Origin of the sequence: Microvirga lotononidis (genome assembly GCF_034627025.1) — a bacterium.
GTDB classification, from domain to species: domain Bacteria; phylum Pseudomonadota; class Alphaproteobacteria; order Rhizobiales; family Beijerinckiaceae; genus Microvirga; species Microvirga lotononidis.
The window spans coordinates 2,534,316-2,555,194 of record NZ_CP141048.1 but is presented as its reverse complement, the minus strand read 5'-3'; the positions used below and the strand labels follow the sequence as shown (position 1 = coordinate 2,555,194).

Annotated in this window: 14 protein-coding genes, 1 tRNA gene and 1 pseudogene; 5 read left to right on the top strand and 11 right to left on the bottom strand. The window is 61.4% G+C overall.

Annotated features, from left to right (window positions below):
• Positions 1 to 392: 392 nt before the first annotated feature.
• A complete protein-coding gene (locus U0023_RS12030; protein WP_009491481.1) occupies positions 393 to 2,447 on the top strand; it encodes an NAD(+) synthase in 2,055 nt (684 codons plus the stop codon).
• 235 nt (positions 2,448 to 2,682) lie between these two features.
• On the top strand, positions 2,683 to 2,919 hold the full coding sequence (locus U0023_RS35540) for a DUF6894 family protein (RefSeq protein WP_407667356.1): 237 nt from the start codon (positions 2,683 to 2,685) through the stop codon (positions 2,917 to 2,919).
• Between the two features lie 26 nt (positions 2,920 to 2,945).
• Here U0023_RS35540 and U0023_RS12025 read toward each other — a convergent pair whose 3' ends face one another.
• The 3 genes from U0023_RS12025 to U0023_RS12015 all read right to left on the bottom strand — a co-directional run bounded on the left by U0023_RS12025 (position 2,946) and on the right by U0023_RS12015 (position 7,829).
• Entirely contained in the window at positions 2,946 to 3,161 is a 216-nt protein-coding gene (locus U0023_RS12025) for a hypothetical protein (protein WP_009491482.1), read from the bottom strand.
• Between the two features lie 934 nt (positions 3,162 to 4,095).
• Positions 4,096 to 6,840, bottom strand: coding sequence for a hybrid sensor histidine kinase/response regulator (locus U0023_RS12020; protein ID WP_009491485.1), 2,745 nt, complete (start codon positions 6,838 to 6,840; stop codon positions 4,096 to 4,098).
• A gap of 239 nt (positions 6,841 to 7,079) precedes the next feature.
• The gene (locus tag U0023_RS12015; protein WP_009491486.1) at positions 7,080 to 7,829 is read right to left on the bottom strand and encodes a helix-turn-helix domain-containing protein; all 750 of its coding nucleotides are present in this window, start codon (positions 7,827 to 7,829) and stop codon (positions 7,080 to 7,082) included.
• A 274-nt stretch (positions 7,830 to 8,103) separates the two neighbouring features.
• Here U0023_RS12015 and U0023_RS12010 point away from each other — a divergent pair, with 274 nt between their 5' ends.
• Entirely contained in the window at positions 8,104 to 8,841 is a 738-nt protein-coding gene (locus U0023_RS12010) for a response regulator (RefSeq protein WP_009491487.1), read from the top strand.
• 56 nt (positions 8,842 to 8,897) lie between these two features.
• Here U0023_RS12010 and fdhD read toward each other — a convergent pair whose 3' ends face one another.
• Positions 8,898 to 9,791: a formate dehydrogenase accessory sulfurtransferase FdhD gene (fdhD, locus tag U0023_RS12005; protein ID WP_009491488.1), complete on the bottom strand. Its 894-nt coding sequence runs from the start codon at positions 9,789 to 9,791 to the stop codon at positions 8,898 to 8,900.
• Between the two features lie 195 nt (positions 9,792 to 9,986).
• On the opposite strand from fdhD, the gene selD reads away from it, so the two are divergent.
• Both selD and U0023_RS11995 read left to right on the top strand, forming a co-directional pair.
• Positions 9,987 to 11,033, top strand: a complete 1,047-nt coding sequence (selD, locus tag U0023_RS12000; protein WP_009491489.1) for a selenide, water dikinase SelD — start codon at positions 9,987 to 9,989, stop codon at positions 11,031 to 11,033.
• A gap of 171 nt (positions 11,034 to 11,204) precedes the next feature.
• Positions 11,205 to 11,528, top strand: coding sequence for a hypothetical protein (locus U0023_RS11995; RefSeq protein ID WP_009491490.1), 324 nt, complete (start codon positions 11,205 to 11,207; stop codon positions 11,526 to 11,528).
• Between the two features lie 52 nt (positions 11,529 to 11,580).
• On the opposite strand, the gene U0023_RS11990 is transcribed toward U0023_RS11995, so the two are convergent.
• The 7 genes and pseudogenes from U0023_RS11990 to fdnG form a co-directional block, all read right to left on the bottom strand.
• Positions 11,581 to 11,676 (bottom strand) — tRNA-Sec (locus U0023_RS11990).
• A gap of 117 nt (positions 11,677 to 11,793) precedes the next feature.
• A pseudogene (gene selB, locus U0023_RS11985) lies at positions 11,794 to 13,623 on the bottom strand (selenocysteine-specific translation elongation factor); the annotation flags it as partial.
• Positions 13,620 to 15,020 carry an L-seryl-tRNA(Sec) selenium transferase gene (gene selA, locus U0023_RS11980; RefSeq protein WP_009491491.1) on the bottom strand — a complete coding sequence of 467 codons (1,401 nt, stop codon included), beginning with the start codon at positions 15,018 to 15,020 and terminating at the stop codon, positions 13,620 to 13,622. The pseudogene selB and the gene selA, both read right to left, overlap by 4 nt.
• A 2-nt stretch (positions 15,021 to 15,022) precedes the next feature.
• Positions 15,023 to 15,940, bottom strand: coding sequence for a formate dehydrogenase accessory protein FdhE (gene fdhE / locus U0023_RS11975; protein ID WP_009491492.1), 918 nt, complete (start codon positions 15,938 to 15,940; stop codon positions 15,023 to 15,025).
• Positions 15,941 to 15,980: 40 nt separating this feature from the next.
• Positions 15,981 to 16,676 (bottom strand): formate dehydrogenase subunit gamma, encoded by a 696-nt coding sequence (locus U0023_RS11970; RefSeq protein ID WP_009491493.1) that lies wholly within the window; start codon positions 16,674 to 16,676, stop codon positions 15,981 to 15,983.
• The gene (gene fdxH, locus U0023_RS11965) at positions 16,676 to 17,626 is read right to left on the bottom strand and encodes a formate dehydrogenase subunit beta (RefSeq protein WP_009491494.1); all 951 of its coding nucleotides are present in this window, start codon (positions 17,624 to 17,626) and stop codon (positions 16,676 to 16,678) included. The genes U0023_RS11970 and fdxH overlap by 1 nt, the downstream gene beginning before the upstream one ends.
• 11 nt (positions 17,627 to 17,637) lie before the next feature.
• Positions 17,638 to 20,721: a formate dehydrogenase-N subunit alpha gene (gene fdnG / locus U0023_RS11960; protein WP_083861378.1), complete on the bottom strand. Its 3,084-nt coding sequence runs from the start codon at positions 20,719 to 20,721 to the stop codon at positions 17,638 to 17,640.
• Between the last annotated feature and the right edge of the window lie 158 nt (positions 20,722 to 20,879).

Here is a 20,879-nt window from a genome sequence, read left to right as displayed (position 1 = left end):
TTGCACGCCTCCTGCGGCCTGCACGTCTAAGCGGAGAATTCTCATCAGCCCAGGCTGTCGGTCCCGTGCAGTGCAGTCCCTGCCTTCGCAAAGCCCGTTCCTTGATTGCACGGCATAGAGCTTGGGACTAAGTACCTACTCGATGCTTGCTGTTCGTTTGTGTCATCATCCGGATTCAACGCGGCCCGTGCCGAGGATTGAGGCGGCTGAACAACCGCCTCCAACGTCTCGGAGCCCATGCGAGGTCTGGGGCTTGTGGAACCAGCCCCATGGCGGATTCCATTCCTTGTGTTAGTTACCTATTGTATCAGCATCACACGGCAGGGCTCCCATCGAGTGATGGGAGCGGGGCAAGCCCTGCCCCATGAGAGCCAACTCTGATCGGACGCGGAATGATCTCGTTCTTCACACCCTACCGCCATGACTTTGTTCGCATCGCGGCCTGTGTGCCGCGGATCGAGGTCGCGGATCCAACTTTCAATGCCGACCGGACCCTCGAACTGCTGCGGCAGGGGCACCAGGAGCGGATCGCCCTGATGGTGTTCCCGGAGCTCGGCATATCAGCCTATGCCATCGACGACCTCCTGCATCAGGACGCTCTCCTGAAGGCCGTCGAACACGCACTGAGCCGCCTTGCGGAGGAAAGCGCCGACCTCTTTCCTGCCTTCGTTGTGGGGGCCCCTCTCCGATTGGATGGACGCCTCTACAACGCCGCCGTGGTCATCCACGCCGGGCGTATCCTGGGTGTCGTGCCGAAGGCATACCTGCCGAACTACCGCGAGTTCTATGAGCGCCGGCACTTCGCCCCGGGAGCAAGCATCAGAGAGCAGATGATTACACTCGCCGGACTGCAGGTTCCCTTTGGCGTCGATCTTCTCTTCCGATCAGCCGGCAGCTGCGCCTTCACGTTCCATGTGGAAATATGCGAGGACATGTGGGTGCCGCAGCCGCCCAGCACCACGGCCGCCCTGGCGGGCGCCGAGATCCTCCTCAATCTCTCGGCCAGCAACATCACCATCGGCAAAGCCGAGGACCGACGCCTCCTCTGCGGCTCCCAGTCCATGCGCTGCATCGCTGCTTATGCTTACTCGGCGGCGGGCCCGGGCGAATCGACGACGGATCTCGCCTGGGATGGCCATGGGGGCATCTTCGAGGACGGCCTGCGGCTTGCCGAGACCGGGCGTTTTCCTCCAGACTCCACCATGGCAGTGGCCGATATCGATCTCGGGCGCCTGCGTCAGGAACGCATGCGGCGGGTCACCTTTCGTGATTGCGCCGACGAGTTGAAGGTCGTTCCGGGCAATTTCCGCATCGTCCCTCTGCACTTGGATGCGCCGGAGGAGGCGCTTGCGCTGCGCCGGCCCATCGAGCGGTTTCCCTATGTTCCCGCTGACCCCGCCAAGCTCGCGGAGAACTGCTACGAGGCCTATAACATCCAGGTCCAGGGCCTCGCGAAACGCCTGCAAGCAACCCGGACGGAGAAAGTGGTCATCGGCGTATCCGGCGGCCTCGATTCCACGCAAGCGCTCCTGGTCTGCTGCCGCGCCATGGACAAGCTCGGCCTTCCCCGCACCAACATCCTTGCCTACACGCTGCCTGGATTCGCGACGAGCGAAGGCACCAAGGGCAATGCCTGGGCGCTCATGCGAGCTCTGGGAGTCACTGCATCCGAAATCGACATCCGACCAGCAGCGCGGCAGGTGTTGAAGGATCTCGGGCACCCCTTTGCCGAAGGTGAGCCGGCCTACGACGTGACTTTCGAGAATGTTCAGGCGGGTTTGCGGACCGATTACCTGTTCCGGCTCGCCAACCATCACCGCGGCATCGTCGTAGGTACTGGCGACCTCTCCGAACTGGGGCTCGGCTGGTGCACCTACGGCGTCGGCGATCAGATGTCACACTACAACGTCAACGCATCGGTCGCGAAGACCCTGATCCAGCATCTGATTCGATTCGTTGCAGCTTCCGGCGATGTGGACGAGGACACAGCAAACATTCTCTATGCGATCTTGGCCACCGAAATCTCCCCCGAACTCGTGCCCCAGGATGCATCCGGGCAAATCCAGTCGACGGAGGCCATGATCGGTCCCTACGCCCTGCAGGACTTCAATCTCTACTATCTGACGCGCTACGGCTTCCGACCATCCAAGATTGCTTATCTTTCCTGGCAGGCATGGAGAGATAAGGAAGCGGGTACGTGGCCGCCCAACATCCCGGAGACATCGCATAGGGCTTACGAACTGGGCGAGATCAAGAAATGGCTGCGGGTATTCCTCAGCCGATTTTTCACCAGCCAGTTCAAGCGCACCGCCATGCCCAACGGGCCTAAGATCTCGTCCGGCGGATCGCTGTCGCCGCGCGGCGACTGGCGTGCTCCATCCGATGCAGGACCGGGAATCTGGCTTGCCGAGCTGGAGGACGGTGTCCCGGACGCTGAATCCTCTTGATTGGAGGCGGCATTCGACATCTTGAGGGTGAGAAGCAACCAAGAGCAGCGTGCACAAAAATCTGGAACTTCAGTCGCAGCGTTCGACCTCGGCTGGCGCGCGGCTATCGTCTGCGAGAGCGAAGCGATGCTACCGTATTTCCGATGCCGTACCTGAACGGTGTCTCTGTCAGATTGACAAATGGCAAGGCCACCGAAGGTACGATCAGGTAGGTAATTTCGAAGCGGTGTTGGGGATGATGAATCCTATGCCCAAATACTTCTTCAATATCGTCCTGGATGGCCAGTCGACATTGGATGGACTGGGTCAGATGTTTTCGGAGGAAAATGCTGCCCGAGCGCATGCCCGACACCTGACCCTTCTCCTTGCGGATCGTTGCCGCGATCCAATGCATAGCTTTGTCGCCGTGAGCGGGACGGATGGTCGCCTGGTCTTCAAGGTAGCATTTCAACCATCCGAACCACAGACATGAGATTAGATGAGCTTTGATTCGACCCTCTAAAAGATGACACAGGGTGCGCCTCCCAGTGGAATGAAGGCAATCTTGCGTCCCCTGTCCCACAACTCGACAGCGTTGCCGGTTGCGTATTCCTTGGCCTTGCTGATCGCCTCATCGTCGGATTGGCAGATCAGCGCGTGAGCAATCAGAATCCCACCGTTAGGATCGATTACATAGGCACGGTAAACTGGATGGCTGGTGAGCGAAACGTCCATGGCAACCCTCGACCACCAGCATATGGCGGGAGACAGCTCTGGTTCTACGCTCACGCTTTTAAACCATGTTAATAGACTGTGACAGGCGCCAAATTGTCTCTATCGGCCCAACCCGGAGAGTCTGGCCCGGGGTTGGATATTACCAAGCGCACAATGCCGCAACCGGTCACAACTCGAGCTGAAAGTTCCGGCGACGTGCCGTCGTGCCGTGCCCCGTGTAACTTTTCTTTGGGTAGCTGCAGTTAAGAATGGAGTGATTGCGATCAGGAGCAGCCAGATCATAACGGCTGAGCCACTCGCGGAAGTGTCCATTTTAGAGCAACAATCCACTACGGACTTGGAAGAGTGATCGATACCGCAACGCCGACGATCAGAGGAATACCGGCGAAGTGCTTGGACTGAGACTGGGCCAGGGGCAAAGCTTCAGCTCGCTGACGAGGTCTAGGCTGCGCTTGCGTGTTCTCCCTAGGCCTCGCCAGGATGGCACGCAGATTTATCAAAGTCTCATCGTTGTCGTTGAGCGCGGATGCATCGAAAACGGGCATGACAAGCCCCTTTCAAGTCAGATTTAGTTGGGCGAGGTGATCGATGACGTGCGATCCTTATTTCACTCCCTCATCGGGCGAAGCCAGATTGGGCGCATGCCGCATGACGTCATCCACCCGCTTCTGAATCGCGCTTCGACTGAAGGCTAGCCCAGTCGCGAAATCCGCTGCCCCGGCGAGAGCTGTCAGCGCAAGGGCTGCCCGTGCGCCTGCACCTAGGAAGGAGATAGGACGAGCGACATTCATGGCGGGCTCCCATCTTGGTTCACAGGGCCATAGAAGACTGCTTTTGTGACGCCCGAACCGCATAGCCGCCAAATCGTGTGCCGTTATGTGACGGTTTGTAATAGACGTGCGAGCCTACGCGCATGATCTGGCCTGCTTCTCGGCTATGATTCCGTGGCATCGAGAACCTCTCGGATGGTCCGCGCCAGCTCTAGAGTACTGTAAGGTTTTTTCAGCCAGCGCGCTTCGGTTTCTTGGCCGCGGCGCACCACATCCGGCTCCGCATACCCTGATGTGAACAGGACCTTGGTCTTAGGCCGCCTGCTACGCACCGCTTCCGCCAGATCAGTGCCCGTCATGCCGCCAGGCATTACCATATCGGTAAACAGCAGCTCGATCTCCGGATGTAGATCTAAGAGTGCCAGTGCTGCTGGACCATTGGCCGCATCCAGCACGCGGTAGCCCAAGTCGTACAGACGAGCTGCCGTCATCCGCCGTACCCGTGCCTCGTCCTCGACCAGCAGCACGGCTTCTCCCTGTCCACGCAAGGCGTCCACGGATGTCGAGGGTGCAGGTGCCTCCGTAGACTCCTCCAGCGTCGCGGCCCGGGGAAGATACATCCTGATGGTCGTTCCATGACCGATCTCACTATAGATCGTCACATGACCGCCTGACTGCTTGACGAAGCCATAGACCATCGATAGGCCGAGCCCGCTTCCGGCCCCCACCTCCTTCGTGGTGAAGAATGGCTCGAATGCGCGCTCCTGAATCTCCTTCGGCATGCCTGTGCCGGTATCTGTGACGGCCACCAGCACATAACGACCTGCTCGAACTTCCGGATGCAGGCGGGCATAGTCCGGTTCAAGCTCTGCATTCTCGGCCATGATCGTCAGCCGACCGCCAGAAGTCATTGCATCACGAGCGTTGATCGCCAAGTTCAGGATCGCGTTCTGCAACTGGCTCGGATCGACCAGGACCTGCCAGAGATCGCTGTCCGAGCGGCTCCTCACCTGGACCGTCTCACCCAATGTGCGCCGCAACAGGGGTACCATCTCGCCTAGGAGATCCCCGACATCCGTCAGCTTGGGCTGCAGCGGCTGCCGACGCCCGAAGGCGAGCAGACGTTCGGTCAGCTGAGCACCATTCTCAGCCGTCTCTCGTGCCTCTCGCACCAACTCCAAGTCACGATCATCAGTCAGCCGCATCTCGAGCATCTCGAGATTGCCGAGAATGATGGTGAGCAGATTGTTGAAGTCGTGAGCAACGCCGCCGGTCAGTTGGCCGACCGCTTCCATCTTCTGGGCCTGACGCAGTTCCTGTTCGACTTTCTGGGTTGCTGTGAGATCGCGGATGAAACCGGTGAACATATGCTGTCCGCCCACCTTAACCTCGCCAACGGCGAGTTCCATGGGAAACACGCTGCCGTCCTTGCGCTGCCCGCTGACGACACGCCCGATGCCGATGATGCGCTTCTCGCCCGTCTGGAGGTACCGCTCCAAGTAGCTGCCATGCGCTTCCCGATATGGCGAAGGCATCAGCATGCTGATGTTTCGCCCGATCACCTCGTCGGGAAGGTAACCGAAAAGCGCAGCGGCCGAGCGGCTGAAGGACTCGACGATTCCCTGTTCGCTGATCGTGATGAGAGCCTCCGGCACCGTTTCCAGAATGGAATGGAGACGCGCCTCGCGTTCCTGCAGCACGGCCTCCGAATGCCTGCGAGCCGTGATATCGACGGCGGCGGCAATGGCCCCGACCACCGTTCCGGAATTGTCCCGCAGCGGCGAAGCGTTGTACAGCAGGTCCACACGCCGACCATCCTCGAAATGGCACTCCCATTCCTCATTGCGCACTTCCTCGCCTTGGATCGCTCGTCGAAGAGGCGCCTGATCCGGAGGGACTTCCAGACCGTTCCGGAAGGTGTGGCTGTAAGACAGTGCCCCGGAACTCTGATCGGGCAGACACAAGGCGAGAGGCAGTTCGAGCAACTCGGAGGCGAGCCGATTGGCCCTCACCTCACGCAGGTCGGGGTCGTAGGTGAACCAGACGGCTACCGGCGCAGTCTCGATCAGAGCCTCCCACTCCGTCGTCCGTGCCTGCAGGGCTGCCTCGGAGGCCTTACGCTCTGAAAGATCGAGTGCAAACACCGCGAAGGTATGGCCGTTTTTGACGGAAGCCAGTTTCAGGAGAACCGGAATGCGTTCGCCGTTGCGGAGATATTCTTTCTCGTACATGGAGGAGACGCCGTGGGCCCGGGCCTCGGCGATCGCCCGCTCGTCGGCGGCCAGCCATTCGGGCGGCGTGATTTCGTCCCAACGCACCCGGCCCGCATGGAGATCCGCCAGCGAGCGCCCGATCAGATCGAGATAGGCCTTGTTGGCCTCGATTACACGGCCTTCGGCGTCCGACAGAATTGCCCCGATGGGGATAGCCTCCAGCACGGTGCGCAGACGAGCTTCGCTCGCCCGCTGCACTTCCTCGGCCTGCTTTCGCTCGCCGATATCCTCGACGATCGAAAGACGATAGGGATGGTCAGGATCGGCCGCGGCCAAGGAAGAGGTTACGCGAACCCAGGCGGTCTCACCGCTCTTGCACAGGTAGCGTTTCTCGATCCGGTAACTTGGAATCTCGCGCGCCATGAGTTGGGCCGCGAGCGCCAACACCCGCGGTCGATCCTCGGGATGAATGATCTCCTCGAAGCTGCGCCCGATCAGCTCATTTTTTGCATAGCCGAGCAGAGTACAGACGGCCGCATTGACGTCGAGCAAGCGGCCATTGCTATCCACCAGCTCAATACCGACGACCACTTGGTCGAACACGAGTTGGAAGAGCGAATGATCGGGGCTGTTGACCAGATCGGCCGTCCCTCCGGAGGAACCCGATGGATGCGCCCCTTTGACATCGTGGCTCATGCGATCCAATCCCGCTCCCGAATGCTTCTGACCAGAAGGGGAAAGAGGCGATAGATCTCGTAAGGTCGCCGGCAATTCCACATCATTCCGGGAGATCATGGCTCGGTTACCCGCTCAGAAACACCGAAATCCGGACTAGAGCATCGTCGGAAAAATGGACCGGCGCTTTCGGGACCGGCCTGATGCTCACTCCCCGGTCAGTGTATCATCAGAAGTGGAAAGAGCGACCTTTTCATCCTTCATTGTGGCCACTTGGCCTGAATGTAGGTTGGAGCATGCGGGTCAGCATCATCGAACTCGCCTGCGAGGTGCTGCAGATCAGTCATTCGCATAAGGATGATCTTGTGACGGCCTTCCAAGGCGACCAATCCATCGCGCTTGAGCTTCGATAGGACACGGCAAACAGTCTCGATGGTCAGGCCAAGGTAATCGGCAATGTCCTGGCGCGTCATCGGCAACTCGATCGTAACCGGACGCCGCTGGTCAGCTCCTGTCCGACGGGCCGCCGACACCAGAAAATGAGCCGTCCGCTCCTCGGCTCCCAGCTGCCCCAGCACGATGATGTGCTGCCGGGCAGCGCGAATCTCCTCGAAGATCTTCGCAAGGAGCAGCGGTTGCAATTGCCTGACCTCCTCTCCCATCGCCCGCAGCCGGGCGCGGCTCAGTCGACGCAGCCGAACGGACGTGACCGCCTCGGCTGTGTAGCAATAAGTTCCTTCGCAGGAGAGGCCGAGCGTCTCGCCGGCGAACCTAAAGCCCATGATGGCTCGTCGTCCGTCCGGCAGGATACGGTAAAGGCGCAGGCAGCCTTCGATGATCTGGAAGATATCGGCAGACTTATCCCCCTCCCAGAACACTCCTTCCCCAGCGGCAAATTTGTTCGCCGGCTGGCCGGCAAACACAATATCCAAGGTTAAAGGCTCCGCTGGCGGACCAAATGTCGGGATGGCCGCGCTCCCAACCGAGGAAAGGAGATGCGAGGAGTACATGAAATGCTCCAATCACGATCCGGATTGCCATGACTAAAGCAGGCGAATGTCACACCCGTGCCGTTGTCCTGTACGAGTATGTGCCGGCTTGTAACAATCCGTGACGCGTCCACGTATCCAACCTGGAGAGCTGCCCCGGAGTTTGAGCGCATGCATCGGAGACCGATCCTCGCTCAACCGTGGCAATTTAGGAGGATTCCCAGATCTAGGGCTTGTCCCATAACGCAGCAGCACCAACGTCAAGAGCGACGGAACTCATGGACCTTGGCCGGTGATGACAGATGCGCCGCATATCCTCATCGTCGATGACGATGCCAGAATCCGTCAGATGATCAGCCGCTATCTGGCCGATGAAGGATTTCAGGTCAGCGCCGCCGCCAACGGCGAGGCCATGCGGGAATGCCTGACCAAGTCGAAGATCGATCTGGTGTTGCTGGATCTGGTCCTACCCGGCGAGGACGGCTTTCAGCTCGCTCGGGAGGTTCGGGCACGACCGAGCACCGGGAAGACAGGAATCATCATGCTGACCGGCCGGTCGGACATGGTGGACATGGTGGTCGGCCTGGAGGTGGGAGCGGACGATTATATCGCCAAGCCGTTCCACTTGCGCGAGGTTCTGGCTCGGATCAGGAGCGTCCTGCGCCGCACCCAACCAACCTTGCCGCTGGAACCAAGCCCCATGGCACTGCCGCATGCGGGCGATGTCATCCGGTTCGATGGATGGCGGCTCGATCTGGGACGGCGAGAGCTGAAGGCGCCGAACGGCGCCGAAATCACGTTGACAACCGGGGAATTCGAGCTTCTGGCAACCTTTGCTCGCCATCCCGGCCGAGTTCTGAACCGCGATCAGCTGATGGACCTGACACGAGGACGGCACTGGGAGGCCATCGACCGCTCGATCGATGCCCAGGTGGCGCGCCTGCGGCGCAAGATCGAGACGGATCCGAAGCACCCCATGCTCGTGAAATCGGTGCGTGGCGTGGGATATGTGTTCACCGGGCATGTTCAATAGAACCGGATCGAAAGCGAGGGCGCAAAGCCCTGCCTCCTCGCGATGATAGGCAGCCATCATATATCCGCTTGGGTTCCAAATGGCTGTGCGCCGCTGATGCGGTCGATTCCATGGAAGACCGTCATGGAGTCGCGACGAGCGATCCCGATGAGCGTGATGTCGAGATGCCGCGCCCGCTCCAAGGCGAGCGAGGTCGGCGCCGAGATCGAAACGAGTGTCCGCGCTCCGAAGGCGGCAACCTTCTCCACCAGCTCGAAAGAACAGCGGCTTGTGACGATGACGAAACCACTGTCCGGTTCCGTGCCCGCCCGGCATGCCGCTCCGATGAGCTTGTCGAGAGCATTATGGCGACCGACATCCTCGCGGACGAAGCGGATCGCTCCATCGAGATCGGCCCAGGCGGCCGCATGGACGGCATGCGTCAGTTCGTTGAGAGCCTGCCGACGATCAAGCCCGAGGAGAGCGGACTGAATGGCCGGCAAGGCGATGACGGGCGCATTCCCTTCATTTGCCCGGGCCTGCGGCAGAGACTTGAGATCGTCGATGCCGCATAATCCGCAGCCCGTTCGACCAGACAGGGCGCGCTTCCGCGCCAGATGTTCGTGCAGCCTGTCGGGAACCAGGTCGATGGCGAGACGAAGGCCACGCTCATCCTGCTCGATGCGAATGCCACGGATGTCATGCGGATGCTTGATGACGCCCTCTGTAAGGCTGAAGCCCAGTGCGAAATCCTCCAAGTCCGAGGGCGTCGTCATCATGACCGCGAAGGGAATGCCGCCATAGACGAGATTGACCGGCACCTCCGACGCGATGGCCCGCGCTCCTCGCGAGGCCTTGGTCCCATTGAAGGGAATAACCGTGATCGGCTCCTGACAAGCCGTAGGATATGCGGAATCTTCGTGCTCCTTATTGAGGGCGTTCTCCTGCCTGGCATCGTCCACCGGCTTCATCGGCTCCCTTGCTCCCAAGCGCGTTCATGGCAAATCATCGGTAGCCTTCTCATAGGGGCATTCCGCGTATCGAAACGCAAGGTCCTGGTCCTGCCCGGATAAGCTTGGGCTTCAGGCCAATGCCTTGGAGGCCAGCGCGGTTGCCTTATGGGCCCGGACCTGAAACCATGATTGGAAAGTGGGAGGAGGACGCTCATGGATATGCCAAACGTTCGGCTCAGTCATTTGTCGCATGGTGGCGGATGCGGCTGCAAACTCGCACCATCGGTCCTCCAGCAGCTTCTCTCCGAACAGCCCGAAGCCGGGCCGTTCCGCCAACTTCTCGTCGGCACCGAAACGGCCGATGATGCGGCCGTCTGGCAGTTGGACGACGAGACTTGCATCATTGCGACCACGGACTTCTTCATGCCCATGGTGGACAACCCGTTCGATTTCGGGCGTATCGCGGCAACCAATTCCATTTCTGACGTCTACGCCATGGGCGGCCGTCCGATTATGGCTCTGGCTATCCTGGGCATGCCGCTGGGCAAAATCGCGCCTGCGACCGTCCGGGAGATCTTGAGGGGCGGCGCCGCGATCTGCGCCGAGGCCGGGATTCCCGTGGCAGGCGGGCATTCCATCGACTGCCCGGAGCCCGTCTACGGCCTCGCTGTGATCGGAACCGCGAAACCCGGCGAGATTCGCCGCAACAGCGGCGCGCAAGCCGGGGATGCGCTCATCCTGACGAAGGCTCTGGGCGTCGGAATCTATTCGGCAGCCTTCAAGAAGGACGCGCTCGCCCCGGACGCCTACGCGGAAATGATGAGCTCGGTCACCCTGCTGAACCGGATCGGCGCCGAGCTTGCCCGGAATCCCGACGTTCATGCCATCACGGATGTCACCGGCTTCGGCATTCTTGGCCACGGGCTCGAAATGGCCCGAGGGTCGGGCCTGACTTTGAGCATCGACCATGCCCAGCTGCCCCTGCTCCAGGAAGCCGAGTCGCTCGCTCGGCAAGGGTATGTGACAGGCGCCTCGACCCGCAATTGGGACAGCTATGGCGACGGCATCCTGCTTCCCGACGGCCTTGAGCCATGGCAGAGGCAGTTGCTCACGGATCCCCAGACCTCGGGCGGCCTCCTGATCGCCTGCGCGCCGGAGCGGGCGGAGCGCATTCTCGGGCAGATCGTCGATGCTGGCTATCCATTTGCCCGGATCGTCGGCCACGCTGAGGCGGGCTCCCCGCAGGTCAAAGTGACCTAGAGCATCGGCCGTGGAAATCGGACTCGTGTCCAATGCTCTAACTTTTTGGTCTGTCGCATCTTTCCACGCAAAACCGGTTCCCAATTTTGCGTTCGATGCTTCAGGGTCTGCCGGAACCCGCCATGCTCCGTCACGTTGCTCCCACAGCTTAGCCAACAGGAGCCGGATGCGATGCGTGCCCCCCTGATCCTTTTCGTTGCGGCTGTCGGTTTATCGACACCGTGCTTTGCGCAGAATCCCTGTCCGGAGGAGCCTGCGTCCACGGCCGCCACGACGCCCGACCCGAACAGTCAGGCCTCCGGCACGTCGCCCGGGACGGCAGGATCGTCCGGCTGGACGGGGGGACTCGGCGGCTCCTATATCGGCACGACTCCGAAGGGGCCCACTCCGCAATCGCCATCGGATCATCCCGCGACGGCTAGCGGCCTCGACCCGATGAAAAACGCCGCCACTCCTACGGCCGGGCCGTCCGGAGGATGCACCCCGTCCCGCTGAGTGGCATGGGGCGGCGGTCGACTCCGTCCCTGCTTCACGCGGATGGGGACGATGGCGGAAGAGAGTGGGAGTCGAACCCACTTAGGACCGGCTCGCGGCCCCACCCGGATTTGAAGTCCGGACGCCCCACCGGGGACGCTTCTCCTCCTTGAACATCGGCAATAGGCGGAATCGCACGGAAGAGATCCAGCCGATGGGGATTGATGCGACGAAGATCGCCGCGACGCAAGGTTACGCCGTGACGATCGAAGAATTCCAGGATCTGGATGGCGACCTTGCGCCCGTTCTGGACACAATCCCGGAACTGTGCCGCTGTGAATTGCCCATCCTGTGCCCGAAGGCCAAGATCCTGGAGGATCCCGACCATCTCGGCGACCGTGCTGCGCAGGAAGAAATGATCATGAGCAACCTCGTCAAGTTGTCCAAGTCGGCTCAGAAGCTTGCAGAGGCGGCGGATCTCGTCCTCCGGCAAGGCCATCAGGCCAGCGATGTCGCGTACCCGGGGCGGCCTGAAGCGCTCCTCGCCCGCAAGGAGCGGCCGGATCGCCTGCCATGTCTCCTCCTCCCCGGCGTCGAGACGCACCTCGTGAGACGGCAGACGCACCCATGAACCGTCGAGCCTGATCCGGCCATTTGCGACGAGAGACTGCAATGCCGCGCGGAAGGCCTGTACCGGTAGGCGTGGCTCGCATTGAAGGCGTAGGCGCTCTAAACCCAGGCCCTGAAGATCCGGGTTCTCCTGGTGGAACTTGTCGAGAACGCCGACCAACCCGGCCTCGAAGGAAACCCAACGCTCTCGCGCGAGTGCCAGAACGGCGGGGCCTGCGGCAAGGCGCACATATCCAAGCCTGTCGGCGATGCTTGTTGCGGCGCCGAGGGACATGGCCCGATCCCGGGCGAAAGCCACCAGATCGAAGAACCAGGGCGGCACTGACGTCAGTTCCTTCATGGCGACAGCCGGATCAGCCTGTGCCAGAGCGGAGATTTGCTGACGCCGCTCCTCGCTACGCCTGTGTCGTGCGGGGGCGCGCAGGTCGACGAAGAACCCGCCTCCGATGGTTCGCTGGGCAGAGGTGTCACGCAGAACGAAGCGGTCGTGGGTGGCCGCGGCAATCGGTCTGTCGAGGACAAGTTGCGCCACACTTCTCTCGCCCGGTTGCATGGGATCATCCTGCAGAAGGACGATCCGCGCCCCGACCTCGATGGCCGCATGATGCAGGCGAACGGGGAACCACTGTCCGATAGGCTTCTTCTCGCCCGGGAGAATGCGCAGACTCGCATCGATCCGGTCGGTCGGCGCATGAAGTTCGGGCGCGAGCACCATGTCGCCTCGGGCGATGCTATCCTTCGATATCCCCTCTCCTGCCAGATTGAGGGCGCAGCGCTGCCCCGCGACGCCGCGCTCTGCGGGACGATTCTGGGCGTGGATCGAACGAACGCGGGCCACACGTCCGGACGGGCTGACGACAACCGGGTCCCCCACTGAAATCGAACCGGAGAGCACGGTCCCCGTAACCACTGTCCCGGCGCCGGACAGGGCGAAGCTGCGGTCGACCGACAGGCGAAAGAGCCCGATCTCGGCCCGTTTTCTCCGCACCGAAGCCGCCGCCTGAAGATGCACTTTTAGAGACTCGATCCCTTCACCGGTGACAGTGGATACGGGAAGGATCGGCCATCCCGCCAGGACCGTGCCTGCCAGGGCATTGCGGATCTGCGTGATTGCCTCCCCACGCCGCTCCTCGCTCGCAAGGTCGGCTTTGCTGAGGACGACCACGCCTTGGTCGATTCCCAGAATGTCGATGATCGCCAGGTGCTCAAGCGTCTGCGGCTTCACCGCATCGTCGGCGGCCACAACCAGCATGACGAAATCGACGCCGCTGGCGCCCGCTACCATGGTATGGACGAAGCGCTCATGGCCGGGTACGTCGACGAAGCCGATCACAGCGCCATTGCCCTGGTGCCAGTAGGCGAAGCCGAGATCGATGGTGATTCCGCGTGCCTTTTCCTCTTTGAGGCGGTCCGCGTCGATCCCCGTCAGCGCTTTGACGAGGGCGGTCTTGCCGTGATCGATGTGTCCTGCCGTGCCGACGATCATGAGGCGATCTCGTCTCGCAGGGAGGCAAGGTTCCGCTGAAACAAGCTCTCGTCTTCCAGGCACCTGAGATCGAAGACGAGTGCGCCCTCGGCCACACGGCCGATCACCGGCCATGGCAGGCGCCTGAAAGCCGCGCTCAAAGCCTCGACCGCCTGCCCGCTGCCTTTCGGCCGTATGACAAGTCCGAAGCTCGGGATCGTGTCGAGCGGCAACGCCCCCGAGCCGATCTGGCTCGCGCATGGCGCGGCTTCGACGACGGCGCTGCCTCCCATGATCTCGGCCAGAGCGGGTGCGAGGCGAAGAGCCTGCTGCCGTATGTCTTCCATGCTCCGCGCGAGGAAACGCATGGTGGGAAGCCTCTGTGCGAGCCGGTCAGGATCGCGGTAGAGCCTTAAGGTCGCCTCGCAGGCCGCGAGCCGCATCTTGTCCACCCGCAATGCACGCTTCATGGGATTGCGGTTGATGGCTGCGATGAGATCCTTCCGGCCGATAATGAAACCCGCCTGCGGTCCGCCGAGAAGCTTGTCGCCGGAGAACGTGACGAGATCCGCACCCTCCTCTACCGACTCGCGGACGGTCGGCTCTTTTCTGAGCCCGAACCGGGAAAGATCGACGAGCGTTCCGGAGCCGAGATCGTTGACGAAGGGCACATGATGTTGCCGCGCGAGTTTCGCGAGATCGCGGGCGCCGACCTCCGCCGTAAATCCTTCGATGCGGTAATTCGACGTATGGACCTTCAGGATCAGGCCGGTCTCAGGGTTCATCGCATCAGCGTAATCACGCGGATGAGTGCGGTTCGTCGTACCGACCTCGCACAGGCGCGCGCCCGCCCGCGCCATGATTTCGGGCATACGGAAGGCGCCCCCGATCTCGATGAGCTCGCCACGAGACACGATGGCTTCCCTGCCATGCGCGAAGGTGTTCAGGGCAAGGAGCACGGCAGCTGCATTGTTGTTGACGAGGGTGGCATCCTCTGCGCCCGTCAACTCGCAGACGAGCGCGCGGACATGGTCGTCCCGCTCCCCTCTCCTGCCACTTGCGAGATCGAACTCGAGAGACACGGCCTCGCGCATGGCGGATGTCGCGGCCTTGACGGCCTCTTCCGCGAGGATCGCGCGACCGAGATTGGTGTGGAGCACTGTCCCGGTCAGATTGAAGAGCGGTCTTAGCCGCGGTTTCGCCCGTGCATCGAGACGCGCCAGGACTGCGGAGGTGATGATCGTGTCGTCGACCACGGCTCCAGGCCGCATTTCCTCGCGCAGAGCCGCAAGCGTCTCGCGAACGGCCTGCGTTGTTTCCACGCGCCCGTGTTTCTCGATGAGTGTCGCGACATCTGGCTGACGCAGTACGCGATCGACAGAGGGAAGCTGGCGCAGGGACGGAGCAGCCTCGACCATCCTTAAATTCCGAGTAGGAAAGGATTGAAGCTTCCTCGGCGGTATTCCCCATCCTTCAGAAGAAGATCGAGCCCGAGGCTGGCGATGTCGTCAGCCACCGGATCAAGAGCCATATCCTTCTGCTGATACAGGATTTTGACATAGCCTCGACAATTGTCGCAACACTCCGCCTTGATCGTGCCGGCGCCGCCTTCGATCTCCTGGTAGCCGATCCCTTTTCCTGAGCTGCACAACACGCATTTCACGCGAACGACGTTCCAGAGCGTTCCGCACAGGGAGCAGGAGCAATAACGTGTCCCCTCGGCTTCCATCCATCCGACGACGAGGGAAGAGGTCGGCGCGCCGCCGCAGCAGGGGCATGCGCCGTCGCTGATCCGGGCAAGCTTATCCTTGTCGAGCCTCGCCGCCAGACGGGCAAAATGAACCTGAAGCCCCGCCGCCACATAAACATGCTCGGCGATGGCATCGGCCGGGATGGCATCCGCGAGGACATCGCGTACCATGATGCGCATCTCCTCCGGCGAGGCCGCCTTCACCCGGGAGAGAGCTGCCTGCGCCTCGCTCGGCTTGTCCAGGGACATGACCGCGTCGAAGAGACGGTTCAAGGTTCCGCCGATCACATCGTCAACATCGACCTGATTGCGATCGAGCGGCGGCATGCCGAATTCGCGGGCGCGGGCGAGCGCATCAGGGGGCGGAAGCTCCGGCTCGGGCAGACCATCCTGAATGGCGCTCTGGGCCGCCGCGATGCCTGCAATGAAGCGCAGGTAAGGCGCAAGCTCGCTCGTCTGAGCGAGAAACTCGAGACGCTCCCTCCGCGCTTCGAACAATCGTCTCGGATCGGGCAGTCTGACGAATGGAGGGCTTGGGATGCGCCCGATGGCGGCGGGATTGGGATCGACGGAACCTGGATGTGTCATGCAACCTCACGAACCGCACGGGTCACGTGTCATCATGTGCTTACTCGGCAGGCGTAGCCGGCTTCTTCACTCTATGACGCTCCGCCAGTTCCTTCAACCAGAGCCGGTGGTGCTTCCAGGCCCAGCCTCCCGTCACCGAACCGCGCGTCATGGCCCGGAGCGTGCCGCGCGCCCAGATCGCCGCATAGACGTGGGCGATCCAGATGCAGATCAGCGCGACGGCCGCTAGCGAATGAATGAGCACAGCGACACGCTTCTGGGGAATGGTGGTCCAATCGAAGAAATATTGGTCCCAGATCGCGATCCCTGTCAGGATCAATGCGATGATCAGGAGAGACATGACCCAGAAATTGAACTTCTGAATCGGATTGTACCGCCCGACCGGCGGCACCTTCTCCTCGTCGCCCTTGATCATGTCGCCGGCATGGGCGAGCCATTGCCGGTCCGCCTTCTCCGGTAGATTGGCGCGCCAGAAGCGAACGAAGAGCCCCGCGAAGCTGAAGAACAGAACGACGCCGATCCAGGGGTGGAGGGCACGGGCGCTTTGCCCGCCCCCGAACAGGCCCGTCAGGAAGAACAGGGAAGGATGGAAGAAGGCAAGGCCCGACAAAGCCAGAAGAATGAGCGATATTGCCGTGATCCAGTGATTGGCCCGTGCGCCCAGGTTGTACCGGTCGACGACGACCGGGTTGCCGGGATGGATCGCATCCTCCTTCTCGATGCTCGTCTGCGCCATCAGGTCTTCTCCTTCACGAGATCCTCGGCCTTCTCTTCATCCTCGCGCGTGACTCGGTTCGGGCTGACCAGCGCCGAATGGAGAACGCCGGCCGCCGCTGCGAGCCCCATGGCGGCGAAGCCGAGATACTTGGCCATTCCCTTCCAGGCAGTCACGACGGGGCTGACCCTCGGATCTCTCGGCAGGCCCGCATAGATCTCCGGCTGGTCGTTGTGATGCAGAACGTACATCACATGCGTCCCGCCGACGCCTGGCGGATCGTAGAGGCCGGCATTGTCGTAGCCTCGGGACTTGAGATCCTCGATGCGGCTGTCAGCCAGCTTCTTCATGTCGTCCTTCGTGCCGAAGGTGATCGCATGAGTCGGACAGGCCTTTGCGCAGGCAGGACCCTGCCCGACGGCGACACGGTCGGAGCAGAGAGTGCACTTATACGCCGTGTGATCGACCTTCGAGATGCGCGGGATGTTGAACGGGCATCCCTTGATGCAATAGCCGCAGCCGATGCAGTTCTCGTGCACGAAATCCACGATGCCGTTGGAGTACTGCACAATGGCTCCAGGCGCCGGGCAGGCTTTTAAACAGCCCGGATCCTCGCAATGCATGCAGCCATCCTTGCGGATCAGCCATTCGAGATTGCCCGTCTGCGGATTGTCCCATTCGGTGAACCGCATCAGGGTGAACATGTCGGGCGCCAGGTCATGCGGGTTGTCGTAGACGCCCGTGTTGGTCTCGATGGCCGGATTGGTATCGTTCCACTCGATGCAGGCCGACTGGCAGGCCTTGCAGCCGATGCACTTGGATACGTCGATGAGCTTGGCGACTGGCTCCAGCTGCCGCGCAGGCGGTGGGACCGTCGAGGCGGAGCGGCGCACGAGATCCCGCTCCGTCAGGTTTGTGTTGGTCGCGGCGACCGGCGGGTTGCTGGTGGCGGTGCGAGGACTTGGTTCCATTCCGCTTCTCCTCAGACCGATGCCGGGGCCGTCGTAGGCTCGATATTGACCAGGAACGCCTTGTATTCAGGCGTCTCGATATTGGCGTCACCCACGAATGGCGTGAGGGAATTCGGTCCCCAGCCCTTCCGCGCTTGGCCCGTGAACCCCCAATGGAGCGGGATGCCGACCACATGGACGGACTTGCCGTCGCAAACGAGCGGCTTGATCCGCTTCGTCACGACGGCCTTCGCCTTCACCTCGCCGCGCTTGGACCAGACCCGCACCCATGATCCGGGCGCGATACCCTTTTCCGCTGCGAGCTGCTCGGAGATCTCCACGAAGAATTCCGGCTGAAGCGTCGCGTTCACATGATTGTGCTTCGTCCAGTAGTGGAAGTGCTCCGTCAGGCGATAGGACGTCGCCGCATAGGGGAATTCCTCCGATGTGGCGAACTGCGCCACGTCGCTCTGGAAGATCCGCGCGACCGGGTTGCCCCGAATCTTCGGCGCGATCACGTTGGCGATCGGAGCCTCGAACGGCTCGTAATGCACCGGGAACGGGCCTTCCCGCATGAGTCCGCGGGCGAAGAGACGCGACACACCCTCCTGGTTCATGATGAAAGGGCCGACCATGTCCGGCTTGGCATTGGGCGCGATGTCCGGAACGTCGTAGCCGGACCATTTGGTTCCGTCCCAGGCGATCAGCTTGCGGGATGGATCCCACGGGTTGCCCTGCAGGTCCGCAGAGGCACGGTTGTAGAGGATGCGCCGGTTGAGCGGCCAGGAGAATGACCAATTAGGATAGGCTCCCGTGTCATCCGGGTCGGTGTTGTCCCGGCGCGCCATGTTGTTTCCGGCTTCGTTGAAGCAGCCGGAATAGATCCAGCAGGCGCAAGCGGTGGTGCCGTCATCGCGCATGACCGAAAAGTTGACGAGTTGCTTTCCCTTCTCCAGCACGACCTTGGTCGGGTCTGCCGGATCGGTGAGTGTCTCGACCGCGTAGCCGTTGAGTTCCTTGGCAAGCTCTTCTGGGGTAGGCTCCTCCGGGTCCCGGTAGTTCCAGGTGAGTTTGAGGATCGGATCCGGAAAGGCTCCGCCCTCCTTCTCGTAGAGCGCACGCAGCCGGCGATAGATCTGCGCCAGGATCCACGTATCGTGCTTCGCCTCGCCTGGAGGGCTGCCACCCGCCCAGTGCCATTGCAGCCAACGCCCGGAATTGACGAGCGCGCCCTCGTCCTCGGCGAAGCAGGTCGAAGGCAGCTGGATCACCTCCGTCTGGATCGACGCCGGATTCACGTTGTTGAACTCGCCGTGATTCTCCCAGAATCGCGACGTCTCGGTCTCCAGGGGATCTATGGTCACGAGCCATTTCAGGCGCGACAGTGACTCCGTGATCTTCTGGCGGTTCGGGAAGGCCAGAAGCGGGTTGAAGCCCTGGCAGAAATACCCGTTCACCTTTCCCTGGTGCATCATCTCGAAGGTGCGCAGCACGTCATAGGCCGGCACGTCGAGCTTGGGCAGGTACTGATAGGCGAAGTCGTTCTGCGCCGTCGCCGCCTCACCCCACATGACCTTCTGGAAACTGACGAAAAACTTCTTGTAGTTCTGCCAGTAGCTGGTCTGGTTCGGCCGCAGCGGCTTGAACGCCCGGCTTGACATGTAGGTCGCGAAGTCGGTCTCCCGCTCCACCGGAATGTTCAGGTAGCCCGGGATCAGATTCGACATCAGGCCGATATCAGTCAGGCCCTGAATGTTCGAATGCCCGCGCAAGGCATTCATGCCGCCGCCACGCACGCCGATATTGCCAAGGATGAGCTGCAGCATCGCCATGGATCGAATGTTCTGCGATCCCTTGGAATGCTGTGTCCAGCCGAGCGCGTACATCGACGTCATGGTCTTCGTCGGAGACGAGCACTCCGAGATCATCTGCGCTACCTTCAGGAACTTGTCCTTGGGTGTGCCGCAGATGCGTTCGACCATTTCGGGCGTATAGGTCGCCACATGCGTCTTCAGCAGATTCCAGACGCAACGCGGATTCTGCAGCGTGTCGTCGACTACGGCAAAGCCATCCGGCCCGATCTCGTATTCCCAGGTCGAGCGGTCGTAATCGCGCTTGTTCTCGTCGTAACCCGTGAACAGGCCGTCGCTATAGGCGAATCCCTCCTTCACCACATAGGCCGCGTTGGTGAAGGCCTTCACGTATTCCCACTGCACCTTGTCGTTCTGGATGCAGTAATTGATCACGCCGAGCAGGAACGCGATGTCGGTTCCCTGCCGAATGGGCGCGTAGAAGTCGGACACCGAGGCCGAGCGCGTATAGCGCGGATCGACGACGATCAGCTTGGCGCCGCGATTGGCCTTCGCCTCCGTAACCCATTTGAATCCGCACGGATGCGCTTCAGCGGCATTGCCGCCCATGATGACGACGAGATCCGTATTCCGGATATCCGTCCAAGAATTGGTCATCGCGCCACGACCGAAAGTTGGGCCCAGACTGGACACCGTGGGGCCGTGTCAAACGCGCGCCTGATTATCGAATGCGACGATTCCCGTACTGCGGACGACCTTGTAGGTCAGCCATGCTGTTTCGTTCGTGGTTGCCGACGCGGCGAGGAAGCCGACCGTCGTCCAGCGGTTGACCGGAACGCCGGCCGCGTTCGTGGCGATGAAGTTCGCGTCGCGATCATCCTTCAGCAGCCGGGCAATACGATCGAGAGCCTGATCCCATGATACCTGCTCGAACTTGTCGGATCCCGGCTTGCGAACCATCGGGTATTTCAGCCGGGTCTCAGCCTTCACGAAGTCCTTGAGCGCCGCGCCTTTCGGGCAGAGAGTGCCACGGTTCGTCGGGTGATCGGCGTCACCTTCGATATGCACGATCTCGGCCGCCTCGCCTTTTCGAAGGTCCCCCTTCGAATACATGATGATGCCGCAGGCCACCGAGCAATACGGACAAGTATTGCGCGTCTCCATCGTGTTCGTCAGCTTGAAGGGCCTGATGGCCGCGGCCTGCGCCGCCTCAAGATCAGCGAACCCGAAGGCTCCCATCGTGGTCCCGGCAACACCCACGCCTGCAGCCTTGAGGAAGCCGCGTCGTGAGAGTTCCATGTTCATGGTAACCCTCCCTATGATTTCGCACTGCAACAACTTCTCTGCTTTAAAATAGGTTAGTTTCGAACATTTCTAGTGTCAAACATCGCGCACCTTAGCCGCGCGCCCTGCGTTCGAAGCGCGCAACCTGCATCCGGAGCATCAAACCGAACCGTCCGTCG

Excerpts from the sequence above, each read along its gene's own strand:
- fdxH (WP_009491494.1), bottom strand. The coding sequence starts at position 17,626 with ATGGAACCAAGTCCTCGCACCGCCACCAGCAACCCGCCGGTCGCCGCG.
- U0023_RS12025 (WP_009491482.1), bottom strand. The coding sequence starts at position 3,161 with ATGGACGTTTCGCTCACCAGCCATCCAGTTTACCGTGCCTATGTAATC.
- U0023_RS35540 (WP_407667356.1), top strand. The coding sequence starts at position 2,683 with ATGATGAATCCTATGCCCAAATACTTCTTCAATATCGTCCTGGATGGC.
- U0023_RS12010 (WP_009491487.1), top strand. The coding sequence starts at position 8,104 with ATGACAGATGCGCCGCATATCCTCATCGTCGATGACGATGCCAGAATC.
- U0023_RS11970 (WP_009491493.1), bottom strand. The coding sequence starts at position 16,676 with ATGGCGCAGACGAGCATCGAGAAGGAGGATGCGATCCATCCCGGCAAC.
- selA (WP_009491491.1), bottom strand. The coding sequence starts at position 15,020 with ATGGTCGAGGCTGCTCCGTCCCTGCGCCAGCTTCCCTCTGTCGATCGC.
- U0023_RS12015 (WP_009491486.1), bottom strand. The coding sequence starts at position 7,829 with ATGTACTCCTCGCATCTCCTTTCCTCGGTTGGGAGCGCGGCCATCCCG.
- selD (WP_009491489.1), top strand. The coding sequence starts at position 9,987 with ATGGATATGCCAAACGTTCGGCTCAGTCATTTGTCGCATGGTGGCGGA.
- U0023_RS12030 (WP_009491481.1), top strand. The coding sequence starts at position 393 with ATGATCTCGTTCTTCACACCCTACCGCCATGACTTTGTTCGCATCGCG.
- fdhE (WP_009491492.1), bottom strand. The coding sequence starts at position 15,940 with ATGACACATCCAGGTTCCGTCGATCCCAATCCCGCCGCCATCGGGCGC.
- fdhD (WP_009491488.1), bottom strand. The coding sequence starts at position 9,791 with ATGAAGCCGGTGGACGATGCCAGGCAGGAGAACGCCCTCAATAAGGAG.
- U0023_RS11995 (WP_009491490.1), top strand. The coding sequence starts at position 11,205 with ATGCGTGCCCCCCTGATCCTTTTCGTTGCGGCTGTCGGTTTATCGACA.
- U0023_RS12020 (WP_009491485.1), bottom strand. The coding sequence starts at position 6,840 with ATGAGCCACGATGTCAAAGGGGCGCATCCATCGGGTTCCTCCGGAGGG.